The organism is Pseudofulvimonas gallinarii (genome assembly GCF_004343305.1).
GTDB classification, from domain to species: Bacteria; Pseudomonadota; Gammaproteobacteria; order Xanthomonadales; family UBA2363; genus Pseudofulvimonas; species Pseudofulvimonas gallinarii.
On the sequence record NZ_SMAF01000021.1, the window covers coordinates 36541 to 55005 of the forward strand.

14 protein-coding genes are annotated in these 18465 nt (G+C 68.5%); 9 read left to right on the top strand and 5 right to left on the bottom strand.

What is annotated here, in order from left to right:
- Nucleotides 1-220: 220 nt before the first annotated feature.
- From EDC25_RS11855 to aroA, 9 genes are all read left to right on the top strand, one after another.
- A complete protein-coding gene (locus EDC25_RS11855; RefSeq protein ID WP_123521735.1) occupies nt 221-1696 on the top strand; it encodes a hypothetical protein in 1476 nt (491 codons plus the stop codon).
- Nucleotides 1697-1849: 153 nt separating this feature from the next.
- On the top strand, nt 1850-4486 hold the full coding sequence (locus tag EDC25_RS11860) for a bifunctional aspartate kinase/diaminopimelate decarboxylase (protein ID WP_123521736.1): 2637 nt from the start codon (nt 1850-1852) through the stop codon (nt 4484-4486).
- Nucleotides 4483-5841 (top strand): UDP-N-acetyl-alpha-D-muramoyl-L-alanyl-L-glutamate epimerase, encoded by a 1359-nt coding sequence (murL, locus tag EDC25_RS11865; RefSeq protein WP_123521737.1) that lies wholly within the window; start codon nt 4483-4485, stop codon nt 5839-5841. Before EDC25_RS11860 ends, murL begins: the two co-directional genes overlap by 4 nt.
- Nucleotides 5822-7174 (top strand): UDP-N-acetylmuramoyl-L-alanine--D-glutamate ligase, encoded by a 1353-nt coding sequence (gene murD / locus EDC25_RS11870; RefSeq protein WP_132577539.1) that lies wholly within the window; start codon nt 5822-5824, stop codon nt 7172-7174. Before murL ends, murD begins: the two co-directional genes overlap by 20 nt.
- Nucleotide 7175: 1 nt before the next feature.
- A complete protein-coding gene (locus EDC25_RS11875; protein WP_123521738.1) occupies nt 7176-7838 on the top strand; it encodes a cytochrome b/b6 domain-containing protein in 663 nt (220 codons plus the stop codon).
- 793 nt (nt 7839-8631) lie between these two features.
- A complete protein-coding gene (locus tag EDC25_RS11880) occupies nt 8632-9846 on the top strand; it encodes an NAD(P)-dependent oxidoreductase (protein ID WP_205984931.1) in 1215 nt (404 codons plus the stop codon).
- Nucleotide 9847: 1 nt separating this feature from the next.
- The gene (gene pheA, locus EDC25_RS11885) at nt 9848-10996 is read left to right on the top strand and encodes a prephenate dehydratase (RefSeq protein WP_123521739.1); all 1149 of its coding nucleotides are present in this window, start codon (nt 9848-9850) and stop codon (nt 10994-10996) included.
- Nucleotides 10997-11006: 10 nt separating this feature from the next.
- Entirely contained in the window at nt 11007-12131 is a 1125-nt protein-coding gene (hisC, locus tag EDC25_RS11890; RefSeq protein WP_164484000.1) for a histidinol-phosphate transaminase, read from the top strand.
- The gene (gene aroA, locus EDC25_RS11895) at nt 12128-13456 is read left to right on the top strand and encodes a 3-phosphoshikimate 1-carboxyvinyltransferase (RefSeq protein WP_123521741.1); all 1329 of its coding nucleotides are present in this window, start codon (nt 12128-12130) and stop codon (nt 13454-13456) included. The genes hisC and aroA overlap by 4 nt, the downstream gene beginning before the upstream one ends.
- Nucleotides 13457-13588: 132 nt before the next feature.
- Here the strand turns inward: aroA and EDC25_RS11900 are convergent, their stop codons facing one another.
- The 5 genes from EDC25_RS11900 to EDC25_RS11920 form a co-directional block, all read right to left on the bottom strand.
- On the bottom strand, nt 13589-15295 hold the full coding sequence (locus EDC25_RS11900) for a choice-of-anchor D domain-containing protein (RefSeq protein WP_164484001.1): 1707 nt from the start codon (nt 15293-15295) through the stop codon (nt 13589-13591).
- A gap of 319 nt (nt 15296-15614) precedes the next feature.
- Nucleotides 15615-16229 (bottom strand): hypothetical protein, encoded by a 615-nt coding sequence (locus EDC25_RS11905; protein ID WP_132577540.1) that lies wholly within the window; start codon nt 16227-16229, stop codon nt 15615-15617.
- Between the two features lie 226 nt (nt 16230-16455).
- The gene (locus EDC25_RS11910; RefSeq protein ID WP_123521744.1) at nt 16456-16815 is read right to left on the bottom strand and encodes a hypothetical protein; all 360 of its coding nucleotides are present in this window, start codon (nt 16813-16815) and stop codon (nt 16456-16458) included.
- Nucleotides 16816-16840: 25 nt separating this feature from the next.
- Nucleotides 16841-18211 carry a hypothetical protein gene (locus EDC25_RS11915; protein ID WP_132577542.1) on the bottom strand — a complete coding sequence of 457 codons (1371 nt, stop codon included), beginning with the start codon at nt 18209-18211 and terminating at the stop codon, nt 16841-16843.
- A gap of 18 nt (nt 18212-18229) precedes the next feature.
- A partial coding sequence (locus tag EDC25_RS11920) for a choice-of-anchor Q domain-containing protein (protein WP_207905713.1) occupies nt 18230-18465 on the bottom strand: 236 nt, incomplete at its 5' end.

Consider the following 18465-nt stretch of genomic DNA (forward strand, 5'->3'; position numbering starts at 1 on the left):
CGACGGCTGGACCCGTCATTGCCGTCGGACCGCAGCGGAGCGGGACCGATGGTGGCCGGTTCCGCGTCAAGGCGTTCTGCGAAGCAGGTCACACTCCGTTGCCATGCAGGCGGGTCGTGGACGGCGCGCTCTGAACCGCGCGGCTTCGCAAACCGGCCGCGGAGGGCGGTCGTCTTGAACGTCGAGGAGGGAGACCATGCGGATTTCGGAAGGGCGGTGCATGCGCACGGCCATGGCATTGTGCGTTGCCGCCATGCCGGCGTTGCCCGGCGACGTGCGGGCCGGTACGGACGGCTGGTCGCCGGATCCGGCCCACAACCTGGTGATTGCCGGGCGCAGCGGCGAGGAAGTGCAGGCCAAGATCCTGCCCCTGTCCGACGGCGGCTTCTATGTCAGCTGGTTCGACAACACCGATGGCGGTTATGACGTGCGCCTGCAGCGGCTCGATGTCGACGGCCGCGCCCTGTGGGTCGACAACGGCATGGTGGTGGCGGACCGCAGCTTCGACTGGACCACCGACTACGGCTTCACCGTCGATGCCGATGACCATGCCGTCCTGTCCTTCCAGTGCTGCACGCAGGGCGGGCCCGACGAGCGCCTCGTGCTGGCGCGGATCGCGCCTGACGGCACGCGCGCCTGGCCCGCGCCGGGCATCGACGTCACCCTGGCCGGCGACGCCGCCGCCGTCTCCCAGGTGTCGGCCACCTCTGACGGCGATGTCGTTGTCGCCTGGATGACCGCCACCGGACAGGGCCGGGCGCAGAAGTTCGATGGCAACGGAACGGCGGCGTGGGCGGCGGGTGGGGTCGAGATCGCCGGTCCTGCCGGCGCATCGCGTTTCATCGCCGACGTGCGGCCGGGCGCCAACGGCGACGCCATCGTGTCCTGGAGCAACCAGCCCAACTTCCTGACCCGTGTCCTTTACGCGCAGAAACTCGCGGCTGCCGATGGCGCGGCCCTCTGGGGAACCGGTGTGCGCGTCTCCGAGACCGGCAACCTGCAGGCGGGCTACTTCCCGCCATTCATGGGCGATGGGGAAGGCGGCGCCGTCTTCGCCTACTACGACAACACCGGCGTCGTCTTCGACATCCGCGTGCAGCACATAGACAGTGGCGCCAAGCGCCGCTTCGGCCCAACGGGCGTGCTCGCCACCACCGATGGCACGCGCAACCACGTCAGCTCCGCCGCCGCCTACGATCCCGCGAGCGGCGACATCTTCGTCGCCTGGGTGGATGACCAGACCGTCAGCATGCAGGTCATGCACTCGCTGCGCGCGCAGCGCATCGACGCCGACGGCAACCGGCAGTGGGGCGACGACGGCGTCGAGCTGGTCCCGCCCGCGGTAGCGACAACCGGCGAGAACGCGCTGTCCCGACCGGTGGTCCTGCTGGCGCCGGACGGCGTCATCGTCGCCTGGACAACGGGCAATACATCGGTGACCAGCCATCCGGTCCGCGCCCAGTACCTGGGCCGAGACGGCATCGTGCGCTGGCCACAGCCGGCCGACATCAAGACGGCGCCGACGACGACCGCCAGGCTTGCCGGCGCCAACAGCGCCGCCGGTTACGCCGCCTTCGTGTGGAGCGACGCGCCGGACAACGATCCTGCCGGCAACGATGTCCTCGGCCACCGGCTGGACTACGACGCCAAGCCGGACGATGTCCTGTTCGCCGATGGCTTCGAGCCGGCCGACTGAGGCGCCAGCCATCCGCGGGCCGGCACACCGGACGCGTCCGCTGACGAGGGGCGGTCGCGCGTGTCATCCCGTGCCCGGAGGGCGCTCCCCGCCGGCGGCGCGCAACGCGTCGCGCTTGAGGCACAATGCCCGGCTCATTCTTCCGAGCCGTTGATGAACGCATCGTCCAACCCGGCGCTCCCGCCTGATGCACCGTGGATCGTCTTGAAGTTCGGTGGCTCCAGCGTCGCCCGCGTGGCGCGCTGGGGGTCGATCGCGGAACTGGCGCGCCAGCGTCACGCCGCCGGGCATCGCGTGCTGGTCGTGGTGTCGGCACTGTCCGGCGTGACGGATGCGCTCAAGGCCATTGGTGAATCCGCCGACGTCGGCGAGCGGCGCCGGCTGGCCGAAGCACTGGCGCAGCGGCACATCGATTTCGCCGCCGAGCTGGGCGTCGATCCGGCGCTGCTGGCGCCGTGGCTGGCGCACTTGTCGGAGCTGGCGGCCAGCGGCGGCGGCAGTCGCTGCCAGGGTTTGTATGCCTGGCAGGCGGAGCTGCTGGCGATGGGCGAGCTGATGTCGAGCACGCTGGGCAACGCGGCGCTGCGCCAGGCCGGGCTCAACAGCCGCTGGCTCGATGCCCGCGACTGCCTGCAGGCGCAGCCGCAGCCGAACCAGAACGAATGGGCGCGCTGGCTGTCGGCCAGCGTCCCGGCGCAGCGCGACGACGAACTGCGCGAGCGGCTGGCCGGCCGCAATGCCGACATCTTCATCACCCAGGGCTTCGTCGCGCGCACCGCGGACGGCTGCACTGCCGTCCTCGGCCGCGGAGGCTCGGACACGTCGGCGGCGTACTTCGGCGCCAAGCTGGCGGCGGCGCGGGTGGAGATCTGGAGTGACGTCGCCGGCCTGTTCAGCGCCAATCCGCGTGAAGTCCCAGGCGCCCGGCTGCTCCGCCGGCTGGATTTCCAGGAAGCGCAGGAAATCGCCACGACCGGGGCCAAGATGCTGCATCCGCGCTGCCTGTCGCCCCTGCGCCGCAGCGGCGTGCCTTTGTGGATCCGTGACACCGGAAATCCCGACCTGGCCGGCACCGAAATCGGGCCGGAGGCGCCGGATGCCGCGCCCTCGATCAAGGCGGTGTCGACGCGGCGAGGCATCACCCTGGTGTCGATGGAGACCATCGGCATGTGGCAGCAGGTCGGTTTCCTGGCCGACGTCTTCGAGGTGTTCCGCAAGCACGGGCTGTCGGTGGACCTGATCGGTTCGGCGGAAACCAACGTCACGGTGTCGCTGGACCCGAGCGAGAACCTGCTCGGGTCCGACGTGCTGGCGGCGCTGTGCGAGGAGCTGGCGCAGTTCTGCCGCGTCCGCGCGATCACGCCGTGCACGGCGGTGACGCTGGTCGGCCGTGGCATGCGCGGCATGCTGCACCGCCTGCGCGACGTGCTTGCCGACATGGGTTCGCTGAGCGTGCACCTGATCTCGCAATCGTCGAACGATCTCAACCTCACCTTCGTGCTCGACGAGGCCGATGCCGAAGGCCTGCTGCCGCGCCTGCACGCCGACCTGATCGCGGCCTGCGCGCTGCCGGCCGAAGAGGACGAAGTATTCGGCCCGACCTGGGCCCAGCTGTACGCAGGCGACCGGGCCAGCCGGCCGCAGCCATGGTGGCGCGCGCGCGTGGAGGCGCTGCGCGATATTGCAGCGGCACGCGGCACGCCCGCATATGTCTATGACCTGGGGACGGTACGCGAAAGGGCCCGTGCGCTGCGTGGCATCGGTGCCGTGTCGCGCTGGCACTACGCGATCAAGGCGAATCCGCACCCGGCTATCCTGCGCGCGCTGGAAACCGAAGGCTTCGACTTCGAATGCGTATCGCCGGGCGAGGTCGACGCCGTGCGCGAGGCGCTGCCCGGCCTCGATCCGCAGCGCATCCTGTTCACGCCGACGATGGCCGGCGACGACGAGTTCGCCGACGCGCTCGCGCAGGGCCTGCGCGTCACCTTCGACTGCGTGGAAGCGGTCCGCGCCCTGGCGGATGGTCGCCACGGCGGCCGCAGCATCGCCGTTCGGCTGGACATCGGTCCGGGGCGCGGCCAGCACGCGCATGTGCGCACCGGCCATGACAGCAAGTTCGGGCTGCCGCTGGCGGACCTGCCGGCATTCGTCGAGGCCGCGCAGGCGGCCGGGCTGGTCATCGACACGCTGCACGCCCACCTGGGTTCCGGCGTCTTCGATGCCGGCCACTGGCGCGAGGTCGGCCTGCAACTGGCCAGCCTGGCCGAACGCCTGCCGACGGTGACGACGCTGAACCCCGGCGGCGGCCTCGGCGTCCCGTACCTGCCCGGCGAACCGGCGCTCGACCTGGGTGCACTCGGAGCCGGGCTGGACGAGCTTCGCGCCGCCTATCCGCGGCTGACGCTGGCGATGGAGCCCGGCCGTTACCTGGTCGCCGAAGCCGGAGTGCTGCTGGCGCGGGTGTCGCGCATCAAGCGCAAGGGCCGCCATGTGTACGTCGGTTGTGATGCCGGCATGCACACGCTGCTGCGTCCGGCGTTGTACGAAGCCTGGCATCCGGTGGTCAACCTCGACCGCCCCGATGCGCCGCGCACGATGCGCGCCGACGTCGTCGGACCGGTCTGCGAGAGCGCCGACAACCTTGCCCTTGACCGGCGGCTGCCAGCCGACACCGCCGTCGGCGATGTGTTGCTGGTCGACATCGCAGGTGCCTATGGAGCCGTCATGGCCAGTGATTACAACCGCCGCGGACGACCGCTGGAAATCGTGCTCGATGGAGGTGCGGCATGAGTGGGTGGACTTTCCGCCGCGACGGCATCGGGACCTTCCGCTTCGTGTCCGCCACCTATGACGCGGCGACGGGCCAGGCGCGCCTCGAATACGCCTTCGACGATGGTCCGTCGATGGTGGAGACCATCCGGTTCCCCGGCGCGCCGGCGCCGGCGCATCCCCAGGCAGTGGAGAAAGCGCTGCAGCTGCTGCACCTGATCGCCGGCGTCAGCTATTTCAAGGCGGCGGTGCCGGCGCGCATCGTCGTCGAAACCGCGGTGCCGGATGCCGCGACCGCCGCGCTGCTGGATGCGGTGTATGTCGAGGGCCTGGCCGAGTTCGCCTGGCGCAACGGCCTGGACCTGCGTGGCCGGATCGCGTTTCCGCGCACCGTTGCCGAGGACGCCGGGACGACGGCGCCGGCGCTGGCGCTGCCGCGCCGCAGCCTGGTCGCCATCGGCGGCGGCAAGGATTCGCTGGTGAGTGTCGAGATGCTGCGTGCGCTGGGCGAAGACATGACACTCACCTGGGTCGGCGAATCGCCACTGATCGCCGCAGTGGCCGCGCATACCGGCCTGCCGACGCTCAACATCGGCCGTGCGCTGTCGCCGGTGCTGTTCGAGCTCAACCGCCAGGGCGCATGGAACGGCCATATCCCGGTGACGGCGATCAATTCGGCAATCCTGCTGCTGGCGGCGTTGTTGTATGGTTTCGACTCGGTCGTGTTCTCCAACGAGCAGTCGGCCTCGGCGGCAACCCTGGAAGCGGAGGGCAGGGTGGTCAATCACCAATGGAGCAAGGGCTTTGCGTTCGAGCGCGCGCTGGCGTCGCTGGTGCACGCGCGCATCGCGGCCGACCTGGACTACTTCTCGCTGCTTCGGCCGCTCAGCGAGCTGGCGGTCACGCGCGAGTTCGCGCGCCACAGCCAGTACCACCAGCATTTCTCCAGCTGCAACCGCAATTTCCGCATCCTCGGGGCCAAGCCACGCGAGCGCTGGTGCGGCGCCTGCCCGAAATGCCATTTCGTTTTCCTTGCGCTGGCGCCGTTCATGGCCAAGCCGGCGCTGGTGGCGATCTTCGGTCGCAACCTGCTCGACGATCCGGAACTGGCCGGCGACTTCGACGCCCTGATCGAATGGCAGGCGCACAAGCCGTTCGAATGCGTGGGCGAGGCCGCCGAGTCACGCGCTGCGCTGGCGGCGCTGGCCGGCCGCGCCGAGTGGAAGGAAGATGCACTGGTGCGGCGATTCGCCGCGGAAATCCTGCCGCAGCTGCCGCCCGGCAGCCTTGACATGGCGCCGCTGCTGCGACCCGGCACCGACCATGCCTTGCCATCGCGTTACCAGGGGTTGTTCGATGCGATACAGCGAGCTTGAGTTCCGACGCCTGGCCATCTGGGGAGGTGGCCGCGAGGGGCGGACAGCGATCCAGGCGCTGCGCCAGCGCTTCCCGGACAAGATGCTGACCTGGATCGTGCCGGCGGCCGAACTCAGTGAATCCCGGACCGCGGCGCCCGACGGCATCATCCTCGCCGCCGAAGGCGAGCCGGATGCGGACCTGGCCGGTTACGAAGTGGTGGTGAAGTCGCCCGGCATCAGCGCCTACCGTCCCGACGTGCTGGCAGCCAAGGCCAAGGGCACCCAGTTCACCTCGGGCACGGCGATCTGGTTCGCCGAGCACCACGGCGCCAACACCATCTGCGTCACCGGCACCAAGGGCAAGAGCACGACCTCGGCGCTGATCGCGCACCTGCTGCGCGCCGGTGGCGTGCAGGTCGGCTTCGGCGGCAACATCGGCCTGCCGCTTCTGGCCTTCGATGCACAGCCGCCGGCCGACTGGTACGTGTTCGAATTGTCGAGCTTCCAGACCGCGGACCTCGACTGCACGCCGACCGTGGCCGTGCTGACCAGCCTGGCCGAGGAACATCTGGACTGGCACGGCGATGTCGAGCGCTACCGCAGCGACAAGCTGCGCCTTTTCCGCAATGCCGTGCGCGCGGTCTTGCCGGCGCGCATGGAGCTGCCGGTTTCGACGCGTGGCGAAGTGGTGCGCTTCGGATCGGAAGGGCGCTGGCACATCGCCGAAGGCCACCTCTACCGCGCCCAGCATCGCGTCATGCCGCTGCGCGACCTGCCGCTGCGTGGTCGTCACAACCACATCAACCTCTGCGCCGCCCTGGTGGCGATCGAAGCCGCAGGATTCGACGCCTTCAAGCTGCTCAAGCATGTCGGCAGCTTCCAGCCACTGCCGCACCGGCTTCAGGAACTGGGCCTGCGCGACGGCATCCTCTATGTCAACGACAGCATCGCCACGACGCCGACGGCGACGCTGGCCGCCTGGGACTGCTACCGCAGCCAGCCGATCGCGCTGATCCTCGGCGGCTACGACCGCGGCCTGGACTGGACGTCGGCGGTCACCGCGCTGGGCACGCAGAAGCCGCGCCTGATCCTTGCGCAGGGTGCCAACGGTCCACGCATCGCGGCGTTGATGCGTGCAGCCGGCATCGCCGTGGTGGAAACGCGCGACCTCAAGGCCGCGGTGTCGATGGCACGCCTTGCGCTGTCGAATGGCGGCGTCATCCTGCTCTCCCCGGGTGCGCCGAGTTTCCCGGCCTTCCGCGACTACGCCGAGCGCGGGCGCTGTTTCGCCGCGGCGGCGGGATTCGATCCGAATACCATCGCCAGCATCGACGGACTGGGCGTGCACTGACATGGAAAGCCGACGCTATCGCGTGTGGGACCTGCCGACGCGCCTGAGCCACTGGGCCATCGCGGTGCTGGTGCTGGCGCAGTTCGGCAGCGGCCTGCTTGAAGTCTTGCCCATGGGCTGGCACCTGTGGTGCGGTTATGCGCTGCTCGTCGCCTTGCTGTTCCGGGTGCTGTGGGGATTCGTCGGCAGTCCAAGCGCACGCTTCGGCAGTTTCCTGCGTGGGCCGTCGGCGATGCTGGAATATTCGCGCCAGCTGTTCGAGCCGAAGCCGTCGCGCTGGGCCGGGCACAATCCGCTGGGCGGCTGGTCGATCGTGCTGATGCTGGCGTTCGCGCTGGCGCAGTCGGTCACCGGCCTGTTCTCCGAATCCATCGACCTGGCCGGCCCGCTGGTTGCCAGCGTCGATCGCGCCACCGCGCGCGCCGCCGAGGACTGGCATGGCTGGCTGTACTGGCCGTTGCTGCTGTTGGTCGTGCTGCATGTCGCCGCGGCATTCTTCCACCTGGCCTACAAGCGCGAGAACCTGATTGCGCCCATCTTTGGCGATGGCCGGCTGGAGCTGGAACGCGATCCCGCTTTGGGTTTCGCCGGCGCCACACGCGCGCTGGTGGTGCTGGCGATCGCCTTCACTGTTGTCGTGCTGGTCGCGCGGCTAGCACCGTGATGCCGGCGGCGTGCCGCCGGATGGCATGATCTGCCTTGTTCCGTGCTGCGCGTCTGTCCATCCAGGACAATGACCGAAAATTCCTGACCCCGGTCATCGGGTGGGCGTCGTGCGTTGGCGCCCTGGCTGGTCTGTCCGCTGCGGGTGGATTTTCCGGTCATGACCCACGGATGCTCTTCTTTGCGGACGGGGGCGGAAATGAAAAAACGGTCGATGGTTCTGTCGGGACTTGTCCTGCCATCGCTGGCGTCAGCGGGCAGTGTTGCTGCCGACGGGAGTGGCACTGCTGCCGGTCAGTGCGACGATGGAGTTGCAACCCGCAAAGCGGCCATTGCCGCGGTCCAGGGGCATGCGGCGGCGGTGATGGCGGATCGGTATGCAGCGACGCACGGGACTTCTTTGGCGTTGCATCGGCCGCCCGTGGCGCCTGCTTTACACAGATCCGCTGACACGGGCTTTATTTCCCACGGGTTCCGGGACGTGAAAGCGCCGGAAACCGTCCCGGTAGCTGCACCCAGGGTGGAAATGCTGATCGGCCTGTTTCACGGCGCCCGTCCATGCGGCAGTGGGGGGTCACGTTTCCCGGACGGCATTGAGGCCGTGCGGATCGTCGGCGTTGCCGGCGGCCAGGCGCAGTGCGCCAGCTGCCGTAACGGTCGGCCCATGCGAGGACCCGTCCCAGTGCCGGCTCGGTGACCTGCGGTCCGGCCATGCGGGTGTCCGGAGTGCCCGCTCCGCGGCAGGTTCCCGGGGCCCGCGACCATGGAGTTGCGTCGGGCAGGGCGGGGCAGGCATGGATGGGCTCAAGGGCTATGGCGCGGCGCACAACTCTGGCACACTCGGGCGGATGCTGCGTGTGCTCACCCTCGATACGGTTTCCGCCCAGGCGCTGGCCCGTTTTCCGGCCGGCCACTATCGCGTGGGCGCGGCGATCGACACGCCCGACGCGATCCTGTTGCAGGCGGCGACACTGGATCCGGGCAACTCGCCGGCATCGCTGAAAGTCGTCGGTCGCATCGGCACAGGTGCCGGCCAGGTCGACGTCGATGCCCTGTCGGCACGCGGCATTCCACTGCTGCATGCGCCCAGCGCCAATGCCAACGCCGTCAAGGAGCTGGTATTGGCCGGCATGCTGATGGCGGCGCGGCATCTTCCCGAAGCACTGGCGCATGTCGCCGCGGAAGCCGCGGAGCCGGGCTTCCAGCAGCGCCTGCTCGCGCAGCCGCTGCGTTTCCAGGGCAGCGAACTGGCCGGTCGCACGCTTGGCGTGGTCGGGTTGGGCGTGGTCGGCGTGCAGGTGGCGAATACCGCGCGCCTGCTGGGTATGCGCGTGCTCGGCCTCGATCCCTTCGTCACCGTCGAGGGCGCCTGGCAGTTGTCCGCGGAAGTCATGCGCACCGGATCCATCAACGAACTGTATGCCGGCTCCGACTTCGTCAGCTTCCATGTGCCCTTGAATGACGCCACCCGCGACCTGTTCAATGCCGCATCGCTGGCGCATGTCCGCAACGGCGTGGTGCTGGTGAATTTCGCACGCGCCGGCGTGGTGTCGTCGGCCGCGGTGCGCGAAGGCCTTGCCGATGGCCGCATCGGCCGTTATGTCACCGATTTTCCCGAGCCTGGCCTGACCAGCCTCGACGGCGTCGTCACGCTGCCCCACCTCGGCGCTGCCACGCGCGAGGCCGCGGCGCATTCCGCGGCCATGGTCATCGACCAGACGCGCGACTACCTCGAAAACGGCAACCTGGTGAATGCGGTGAATTTCCCGGGGCTGCGGATGCCGCGCGAAGGCCGTGCCCGGCTGTGCGTGGCCAACCGCAACCAGCCGAACATCCTCGGGCACCTGACGCAGGTACTGGGTTCGGCCGGCGTCAACATCACGCAGATGCGCAATGCGTCGCTGGGCGCGATGGCCTATACCCTGATCGATGTCGATGACGACGTGCCACCAGCGCTGCCGTCCGCCATGGCCGCCATCGACGGCGTCCTCTCCATACGGGTGATCTGAAATGAGTCGTTCGCGCAAGCCGGTTGCCGGCAAGGGCGCTGGAGCCCACGCGGGCGCGCCGGCGAAAAGGACGGCGCCAGACCTGGCGCAGGTGCGCGCGCAGATCGACGAGATCGACCTGCGTATCCAGGAACTGATCGGCGAGCGTGCCCGCTGGGCGCAGCAGGTCGGCAAGGCGAAGGGCCCGCTGAAAGCGGCTGTCGACTACTACCGCCCGGAACGCGAGGCGCAGGTGCTGCGCCGGATCATCGATCGCAACGACGGGCCGCTGTCCGATGCGGAGATCGTGCGCCTGTTCCGCGAAATCATGTCCGCCTGCCTTGCGCAACAGCAGCCCTTGAAGATCGGCTTCCTGGGACCGAACGGCACCTTCTCGGAACAGGCGGCGCGCAAGCACTTCGGTCATTCCGCGCACGGCCTACCGCTGGCGAGCATCGAGGAGGTGTTCACCGAGGTCGAATCCGGAAACGCCGACTTCGGAGTCGTGCCGGTCGAGAACTCGGGGCAGGGCACGATCCAGGTGACGCTGGACATGTTCCTGACCTCGAAGGCGCGCATCTGCGGAGAGGTCGAGCTGCGCGTGCACCAGTACCTGCTTTCACGCAGCGGGCAGCTGGCCGATATCGAGCGCGTGTATTCGCACCCGCAGTCGCTGGCGCAATGCCAGGCCTGGTTGCGGCAGCACCTGCCGAAGGCCGAGCGCGTGCCGGTGTCCAGCAATGCCGAGGCGGCGCGACGCGCGCGCAACGCCGACGACGCCGCCGCCATCGCCGGTGAAGCGGCCGGCCATGTCTATCACCTGAAGGCCGTCGCCGGTCCGATCGAGGACCGTCCCGACAACACAACGCGCTTCCTGGTCATCGGTCGCGAGCTGTTCCCGCCGTCCGGAAACGACCGCACCTCGCTGCTGGTGTTCGTCAAGGACCAGCCCGGTGCGCTGTATGAAGTGTTGCGGCCGTTCGCCGAACATGGCGTCAGCATGAACCGCATCGAGTCGCGGCCTTCGCACCAGGGCCTGTGGCAATACGCGTTCTTCATCGATTTCGAAGGCCATGTCGAAGATGCGCCGGTGCGCGCCGCGCTGGCCGAACTGGAGCGCCATGCCGCGCAGGTGCGGGTGCTGGGCTCCTATCCACTCGCCATCGTCTGAGGGTGCAGCCATGACATTGCCCTGGCAGCGGGAACGCCTGCCGGCCGCGATCGCCGGCCTGCGCGCCTACGATCCCGGCCACGACCTGGTTGCATGGCGGCGCCGTTTCCCCGGCCTGCTGGCCGAACTGGGTTCCAATGAAACCGCCATCGGTCCCAGCCCGGCGGCGCTCGACGCGGCGCGGAGCGCGCTGGCGTCCGTGTACCGCTATCCCGATCCGCTGGGTGGTGATCTCAAGCGCGCGCTGTCGCGCCTGCACGGCGTGGACAGCGATCGGATCGTGCTCGGCAACGGGTCGCACGAACTGCTGATGCAGCTGGCGCAGGCCTTCGTGCCGCGCGATGGCACGATCGTCCATTCGCAATACGGATTCGCTGTCTTTGCCATCGCGGCGGCAGCCGTCGGCGCACACGCCGTCTGTGTCCCGGCTTTGCCCGAAGACCATGCCAGTGCGCCTTTCGGCCATGACCTGGACGCGATGGCGGCGGCCTGCGAGGCCGACACGCGGCTGTTGTACCTGGCCAATCCCAACAATCCGACCGGAACCTGGTTCGAGCTGCCGGCCTTGCAGCATCTGCTCGCCACCGTGCCGGCGTCGACACTGGTTGTCGTCGACGAGGCCTATGGCGAGTTCCAGCCCGACGCCAGGTCGGCCAGCGCGATGAACCTGCTGGCCGCGCATCCAAACCTCGTCGTCACGCGCACTTTCTCCAAGGCCTACGCGCTCGCCGGGCTGCGCGTGGGCTACGCGCTGGGACATCCGGACGCGATGGCGGTACTGGAACGCCTGCGCGAGTCCTTCAACGTCAACGGCATCGCGCTGGCTGCCGCCGAAGCGGCGCTGGCGGACGAGTCGCACCTGCAGAAGGTGCTTGCCCACAACGAACGGGAACGCGAACGGCTGGCACGGGGGTTCACGGCGATGGGCCTGCGGGTCTGGCCGTCGCGGACGAACTTCCTGCTGGTGGGATTCAGCTCGTCGCAACGCAGCGCGCAGATCGAAGGGCGCCTGTGTGAACGCGCGGTCATCGTGCGGCCGATGGTTGGCTATGGCCTGGGCCAGTGCCTGCGCATCAGCGTCGGCAGCACACATGAAAACGACCGCCTGCTGGCGGCCCTGGAGGAAAGCCTGTGAGCGTGACGCTGGACTGGATCGCGTCTGCCGGCGGTCCGCTGCGCGGCACGATCACCGTGCCCGGCGACAAATCGGTCTCGCACCGCGCGGTCATGTTCGCGGCGCTGGCCGACGGCCGAACGGACATCCATGGCTTCCTGGAAGGCGAGGACACGCGCGCGACGGCGGCGATCTTCACGCAACTCGGCGTGCGCATCGAAGCGCCTTCGCCGTCGCGGCGCATCATGCATGGCGTCGGCCTGCACGGCCTGCGCGCACCCGGAGCGCCGCTGGATTGCGGGAATGCCGGAACCGGCATGCGCCTGCTCGCCGGGCTGCTTGCCGGACAGGCCTTCGACAGCGTGCTGGTCGGCGATGCCTCACTCTCGAAGCGTCCGATGCGCCGCGTCGTGGAACCGCTGGCGGCCATGGGCGCGCGCATCGTTACCAGCGCGGCGGGCACGGCGCCCCTGCACATCCAGGGTGGCCAGCGGCTGCATGGAGGCGACCTGGTCCTGCCGGTGGCGAGCGCCCAGTTGAAGTCCGCGCTGCTGCTGGCGGGGCTGTACGCCTCTGGCGTCACGCGCGTGCGCGAGCCGCATCCAACGCGCGACTACACCGAACGCATGCTCAAGGCCTTCGGCGCCGACGTGCGCGAAGTCGATGGTTGGATCAGCCTGCAGCCGGGCGCCGTCCTGCGCTCGCCGGGCCGCATCGACGTGCCGGCGGATTTTTCCTCGGCGGCCTTCTTCATGGTCGCCGCCAGCATCGTGCCGGGTTCGGACGTGCTCATTGAAGATGTCGGCATCAACCCGCGTCGCACCGGCCTGCTCGACACGCTGCGCGACATGGGTGCCGACATCACGGTCGAGCGCAGGCGTGAAAGTGGCGGCGAACCCGTGGCCGACCTGCGTGTCCGTCATGCCGCGCTGCACGGCATCGACGTGCCGCCCGCACGCGTGCCGGACATGATCGACGAGTTCCCGGCACTGTTCGTGGCCGCGGCTTTTGCGCGGGGCACGACGCGGATCACCGGTGCGGAAGAGCTGCGCGTCAAGGAATCCGACCGAATCGCGGTCATGGCCAAAGCGCTGAAGTCGCTGGGGGCGGACATCGCCGAACGTGGCGATGGTGCCGTGATCCAGGGCGGTGCGCCGTTGCACGGAGGCGTTGTCGACAGCGCAGGTGATCACCGCTGCGCCATGTCCATGGTGGTGGCGGCGCAGCGCGCGCAGGCGCCGGTCACCATCGCCGACTGCGCCAACGTGGCGACGTCGTTTCCCGGCTTCGTCGAGCTGGCTTCGGGTGCCGGCATGTCGATCCGACCGCTGGCTTCGTCGCCGTAACGGCCGCTGTCCGGGTCGCGGCGGCGATTGCGGGCTTGTCAGCCAGGCACCGTCGGTCGCGCTTCCACATCCGCGCATCGTCAGTCGCGGATAGTCAGCCGTGGATCGTCAGCCGTGGATAGTCAGCCCGCATCAGGGCGCTTCGAAACCGTCCGCGAAAATGTGGTCCGCCGCCGGTGCGACGGTGGCGCCGATCGGTATCGCAGCAGGCACATGCATCACGCCCGGGGTAGTGAATTCCACGACGACCTCGGCCGGCATCGTGGTCAGCGGCCGGTCCGGTCGCGGCCGGAACTGCAGGTCGAAATGGCACTGCTCGCCGGGCGCCAGCGTCGAGCCCAGGCAGGTGTCTTCGACCTTGGCATATTCCAGACGATAGGCGCCGGTCACCTCGACCTTGGTCATCGTGGCGTCGCTGTCGCCGATGCTCTGGACTGTGAAGCGCCGGCTGGGCGACGAGCTGCCCGGCGAGACGGCACCCAGCCAGGCTTCGCCCGGGTCGACGGCGATGCGTCCGACCGGGCCCTCGGCCACGCCGCTGCAGCGCTCAATGGCGCCACTGGTGCGGGCGTTCCCGAAGCCGTCCTGCCAGTTGAACACCAGCTGCGACCGGAAATCGCGCGGCGCCGAATTCGGCGCGCAGGTGACTTCGACGACGCAGGTTGCGCCCGGTGCCAGCGAAACGCCGGTGCAGGTGTCCGAAGCGATGGAAAAACTGGCATGGCCGCGGGTCACGGAGGTGACCGTAATGGAATCATTCTGCCTGTTGTGGAAAGTGAACGACTGCGGCGCCGACGGCGTGCCCTGAGGATGGTCGCCGAAATCATGCCGCCATGGCGTCACAGCCGGCGGCGCTCCCGGTGCCGACTGCACCACCTGCATGACCATCAGTGTCAGGAAGTCGATCCCATCGACGCCATAGTAGGAATAGACAAGGTATTCGCCCGGCTGGTGCAGGGCGGGGGTGATGTCGAACTGCTGGATGTCCCAGAGGCCGCCGCCTCCACTGGGGCGTGAGGCCAGCATGTGCGGTACCGTGTCGCCACCCCAGAGGTGCTGGCCACGGTAGGGGGTGGAAAACGAGAAGTTGGACGCGTCGCCGGGCAGCAGGCCGGGATACACGCGGATGCGGAAGGTGCCATCGGTCTGATTGCGCTGGCCGTCGGCGACATGCAGCCACAGTTCGGCGCGGCCGCCGACGTAGTGCAGCGGCAGGCGTGACAGCCAGTGGTATCCCTTCCCGGTATCGACGTTGCTGTCCATCGCCTCGTAGTGTTCCACGCGCACGTCGTTGGCGGGATTGCCGTCATCGAAGTACACGATCAGCGATGCCCCGCTGGCACTGTGTCCGGCACCATCGGCCAGCCCTTCAAGCGTGTAGGTGCCGTTGCCCGTCACCAGGGCGGTGACATCGGCCCGGTACAGCGCGGCGCTGTACTTCTGCGGTGCGTTCTGGGTGCCGGAACCCCAGTTGTTGTTGTAACCGCCGGAACCCAGCCGTTCGCCGACGACCGGGTTGCCATTGAAGCGGATCTGCGGCTGCTCGTAGCGGTTGTCGCCACCAACGTAGCCGTGGGCGGGCCAGTCCAGGTCGACGCCATGCCAGTACAGCAAGGCCTTGTTGACGGTGCCGCTGACGCCGGCGAGTACGATTTCGCCGATGCCGCCGCCATTGGCGGCCGGCGCGCCCATGTCGCCGGCCCCGGCGTTGACCATGTCGGTGCGGTCGAGCACGAACAGGGGCGCGGCCAACGGCCGGTCGCCTGGTGCGGCATGAGCGTGGGCGCCTGCCAGCGCGAAAAGTGCTGCGATCACGAAGATGGAGGCGGTGCGCTTCATGTCGTTCTCCGGAAGGCTTTCGGCGGACAACGGAGAATCTGGCCACGCGGGGCCATGCCGGCAGGTCGGCATCCGTGGATGGGCGTCGCCGGACCCGGGACAGCGACGGCGCCGATGTCCGGCGTGCGAAGGGTGGGCGGAAAAGGGCGCCGCTGGACGCTACCTCGTACCGAGGCTGGATTCGGTTCGTGATGGCATCCAGCGGCGAAGCCGGTCAAAGGCCATAACCGGAAGCGTCGCCGGATCGACGATCGGAAAGCCTTGCGGGACTCTCAGGCTGGACTGCATGTCCGGCTTGCCCGCTGTCTGTGTACCTGGATCAGAGTCGGGCCAACGCGATTTCCGCAATCGTGCGCGTCGTTTCCAGCAGCGCGCTGTCCTCCATTTTCCGGATCTTCGCGACCTGGAAGCGTACGGCCGTGGTGCCACTGTGGACCCAGAGGTTGTTCTTGTCCCAATACGCCCGCTCCCCGATGCCGGACACGGGCTGGGCGGTCTGGCCGACCGCTTCGGCATTGGTGCGCACCACCAGGTCGAACTCTTCGGCGGTATAGCCGCCGACCTGTATCCCCACAAGCTCCATGCCCATGGACCCGCCGCGGTACTCGCAGCTGCGGAAGGGGAGGTCGTCGCGGCCTTCCTTGGCTTCGGTCTTTTCGATCGGAGTGACCACGGTTGCCGCCTCTTCGGCGGTGATCAGGGTGCACGGGTCAAGGTCCAGGCGGCGCGGCGTGGGCAGGGCCAGGAGGCGGGCCACCATGTCGTCGGGTGCGACCTTGCCTGGAGCGGCCGGGGCGGCGGGGGAGGCCGCGGCGGAAACGGGGGCTGGTCTTTCCGTTCTCGTCACCGATGCCTCCTGCCCGGGTTCCGGTCCTTCGGCACAGCCGGCGATGGCAGCGCTGATGGCGAGCGTGATCAGGGTTCGCGATTTCATGGTGTTGGTCCTTTGTGGGTGTGGAGAGAAGGGTGAAGTGCGGCTGTTCGGAGTCATGGCCGAAGGGCGGATCGGGCGGGGCTGCCATCCGAAGGCGCCGGCATCGCGGCAGGCAGTTGCGTAGCCACCGCCGTCAGCGGGACGGTTGTCTTCGGCAAGGTCGCTGGTAAGGGGCGCGCCCCTGGAATCCGGGCAGGTGGCGCGCAGGTGGCCCAGGGCATCCGGATCAGCCGCCCCGGTCCGAAGTCGTCATTCCATGGTCGACCGGCGGCGCGCGCAGCACGGAGGAGGAAGAGATGGGCAGGGTGCCACCGCGGGGGACGAGAGCCGCTTTCGCCACATCGATGACGATGGCGGCTTGCGAACCATGGCAAAGCGCATCGTCGGCTTCCCAGGTGTCGACAACCGCATCACCGGTGCCACGGTGAACAAGGTCCGCGTGATGGTTGCCGGCGTTGTCCAGCGCTTCGCGCAGGGAACCGGCGCCATGGATGGCGACGGTGTCGTCAAGGGTGTTGACCGTGATCGTCGCGGCGCTTGCGCTCAGTGACAACGAGATGGGCGCGGCGGCGTAGTGGGTTTTCATCGGCGTCTCCAGGGAAGGGGCGCGGTTAGAACCAGACGGGGAATGCGGGGTCGTCGGGATGTTTTTCGACCGGGCCCACATCGCACCAGCCAAAGGGATCGGCAAAGCCATGGCTCCACGGCCGCCCGACGCCCCGGACGTCGGTGGCGATTGTTTCCTGCGACGGCAGCCGGCACGCGTAATACGGCACGCGATCGACACCGGGGCCGGCCCTGAGCGGTGCCGGAACCCGGCTTCGACCGGCGCCGGCTTCCACGGCGGACAGGTGCCACGGCAATTGGCTGATGTCACCCTGGCCGTGGAGGGCGCAGGTGCGATGCCCATACTCCTGGTTGAAACCGAGCGACTGGAGGGGTGCCGAGCCACAAACCCGCCCACCCTGCGGCGCGCGCAGCACACTGCCGAGGAATTCGCTCAAGCCGGGTCCGGTGTCCAGGTTGAGCGCCGGCGCGCCGCCGGCCATGCCGTTGTCGACGACCGAGGAAAAGCGCAGTCCGAATCGGTTTCCGCCCAGCATGTACAGGGCCGCGGCTTCGCGACCCAGATTACGGGTCAACGAACTGTTCACCAGATCGAGCTCGCCGCCATAAGCCCAGATCGCCCCGGCTTCGCCACCCTCGTTGCTGTCGAAGACGCTGGCGGTGATCGACAGGCTCGCCGGGCGGTCGACGGCAAGGGCGCCGGCCAGGCCGTCCACGCTGCGGTTGTTGACGAAATCGCTTGCGACGATGCTGACCTGGCTGGTTTGCGAGCCGATATACAGCGCGCCGGCCCCCGGACCATAAGGATGGTTGTCGATGAAGCGGCTGCGGTGGATCTCGACGTTGTCGACGCGCGCGGTCGGGCTGAGGACGACGACGCCCAGATAGCCGGTGTTGTCGACGAACTCGCTGTTGTGAATCGACAGGCGTCCGATCTGCGCCATCGGCGTGTCGATTGCCGATCCATTATGCATCCGTCCCGCCGGAAGCTGTGCGAAGCGAATGCCGTCAATGGCGACCTCTCCGGCACGCCAGACCAGCAGGCCGCTGCGCATCTCCAGGTTGGCGAGGCTGAAGGTGCCATCGTCCGGCAGGTCGATGACCAGCGTGCCATCGACGCGGACTTGGTCGGCACCATTCCCGATGATGCTCACGCTGCCGGTGATCCGGGTGGAGGGCGCCAGTACGGCCGTCCCGGCGAGCTGGGGCAGGAACCGGATGACATCGGCGCCCCCGGCTTCACCCGCCATGCAACCATTGACGCGCACGTTGGATTCCGCGGCTGCGATCGCCGCCGCGAGGTTGCAGCGGGAGCGCGTCGGCTCGAAGGTGTCGACGGTGATGACCGCCGCATTGGCGGACAAAGCGAAGCCGAGCGTGGCCGTGGCGAGCGCGCAAATCGAGCGTATGGACATGGGCTTATCCCGGGGTTGTCAGTAGTTGAGGCCGTGCTTGAACAGGTAGTCGTCGAAGGCCGGATTCCATTCGACGGCGCCGACATCGCAATGCGCTGTGCCACTCCCGGTGCTGGATACCGGCCGGAGGTGGCCGCGCGCATCGCTCGTTATCCCGCCGCACGCGGTGCCCGCCACGTCGATCAGCACGCTGTCGATGCGCGGCAGCATGACCGGGGCGGCACCGCCGTAATTCCCGAGCGGCAACAACATCG

What these genes read in the sequence shown, in the direction of transcription:
- EDC25_RS11855 (WP_123521735.1), top strand. Translation starts at nt 221, where the DNA reads ATGCGCACGGCCATGGCATTGTGCGTTGCCGCCATGCCGGCGTTGCCC.
- EDC25_RS11860 (WP_123521736.1), top strand. Translation starts at nt 1,850, where the DNA reads ATGAACGCATCGTCCAACCCGGCGCTCCCGCCTGATGCACCGTGGATC.
- murL (WP_123521737.1), top strand. Translation starts at nt 4,483, where the DNA reads ATGAGTGGGTGGACTTTCCGCCGCGACGGCATCGGGACCTTCCGCTTC.
- murD (WP_132577539.1), top strand. Translation starts at nt 5,822, where the DNA reads ATGCGATACAGCGAGCTTGAGTTCCGACGCCTGGCCATCTGGGGAGGT.
- EDC25_RS11875 (WP_123521738.1), top strand. Translation starts at nt 7,176, where the DNA reads ATGGAAAGCCGACGCTATCGCGTGTGGGACCTGCCGACGCGCCTGAGC.
- EDC25_RS11880 (WP_205984931.1), top strand. Translation starts at nt 8,632, where the DNA reads ATGGATGGGCTCAAGGGCTATGGCGCGGCGCACAACTCTGGCACACTC.
- pheA (WP_123521739.1), top strand. Translation starts at nt 9,848, where the DNA reads ATGAGTCGTTCGCGCAAGCCGGTTGCCGGCAAGGGCGCTGGAGCCCAC.
- hisC (WP_164484000.1), top strand. Translation starts at nt 11,007, where the DNA reads ATGACATTGCCCTGGCAGCGGGAACGCCTGCCGGCCGCGATCGCCGGC.
- EDC25_RS11900 (WP_164484001.1), bottom strand. Translation starts at nt 15,295, where the DNA reads ATGAAGCGCACCGCCTCCATCTTCGTGATCGCAGCACTTTTCGCGCTG.
- EDC25_RS11905 (WP_132577540.1), bottom strand. Translation starts at nt 16,229, where the DNA reads ATGAAATCGCGAACCCTGATCACGCTCGCCATCAGCGCTGCCATCGCC.
- EDC25_RS11910 (WP_123521744.1), bottom strand. Translation starts at nt 16,815, where the DNA reads ATGAAAACCCACTACGCCGCCGCGCCCATCTCGTTGTCACTGAGCGCA.
- EDC25_RS11915 (WP_132577542.1), bottom strand. Translation starts at nt 18,211, where the DNA reads ATGTCCATACGCTCGATTTGCGCGCTCGCCACGGCCACGCTCGGCTTC.